Genomic DNA, 1,176 nt, shown 5'->3' with positions numbered 1-1,176 from the left:
ATCTCCTCCTGGACCTCCATAATAGTTTTCTGATTTTCAAATGCGATTGCCCTGGTGCAATAAAGGCGAACTGGTGACAGTGCGCCTTTTTGCTTCTATATTATTATGGAAACCTGGATGGCACTTCCACCCTGCAGCCTCCCAACCATGGTTTGCGGTTACTGTTCTTCCCATTGCAACGGAGAGTCGTCGGCATGTCCTCAGAGCCCCTCAAACCCGTCACCTATAAAGATTCCGGCGTGGATATCGATGCCGGTAACCGGGTCGTTTCCCTGATCCGCGCTGCCGTCGCCTCTACCCATCGCCCTGAAGTCGCCTCTGATCTGGGTGGTTTTGGTGCCGTTTTTCATCCCAATTGGCAAAAATATCGCGACCCGCTCTTGGTCTCTTCTACCGATGGCGTCGGCACCAAGTTAAAGCTGGCCTTTCTGACCGGTCGCCTGGACACAGTCGGCATCGATCTGGTGGCCATGTCGGTCAACGATCTGATTGTACAGGGAGCGGAACCTCTCTTTTTTCTCGACTATTTTGCCACCGGTCGCCTGCAACCAGAAGCAGCCGCCACCGTCATTCAAGGTATTGCCGCCGGTTGTCGGCAGGCGGGATGTGCCCTGATTGGCGGGGAAACAGCGGAAATGCCCGGCTTCTATCCGGATGGCGAGTTTGATCTGGCTGGCTTTGCCGTCGGTATCGTCGAAAAAGAGCAGATCATTGATGGTCGTCACATCCAACCGGGCGATGCTGTTATTGGCCTCGCCTCTTCGGGACCGCACTCCAATGGCTACTCCTTGATCCGCAAACTGATATTGGCACCGGAAGGTCCAGGACTGCAGGCCCCCTTCGCGGGCACAACCCTCAGTGAAGCCCTGCTTACCCCAACCCGGATCTATGTCAAACCACTCTTGAGCCTGATGCAGCAGATCACCGTGAAGGGGCTGGTCCATATCACCGGCGGCGGTTTTTGGGAAAATATCCCCCGTGTCCTGCCAGCGCATTGCAGCGTGGCCATTGCCCAAAACAGTTGGCAACGACCAGAGATCTTTACTCTGTTGCAAGAGCTGGGACAGATTCCCGAATATGAGATGATGCGCACCTTCAATTGCGGCTTGGGCATGGTGGTGATCGTGGCCCAGGAGGATGCACAGCAGGCGATAGAGGGGTTGCAACAGGCTGGAG

At 55.4% G+C, this 1,176-nt stretch carries 1 protein-coding gene; it reads left to right on the top strand.

Annotation, left to right across the window (positions count from 1 at the left end; all coding sequences use genetic code 11):
- Positions 1-194: 194 nt before the first annotated feature.
- Positions 195-1,176 (top strand): phosphoribosylformylglycinamidine cyclo-ligase (purM, locus tag EJP87_RS16775; protein WP_130472971.1); only part of this gene is annotated, 982 nt, incomplete at its 3' end.

The sequence above is a fragment of the Candidatus Magnetaquicoccus inordinatus genome, assembly GCF_004217665.1.
Classification (GTDB): Bacteria; Pseudomonadota; Magnetococcia; order Magnetococcales; family Magnetaquicoccaceae; genus Magnetaquicoccus; species Magnetaquicoccus inordinatus.
Note: the sequence above shows the minus strand (reverse complement) of the source record. Positions and strands in the feature narration are given on the sequence as shown.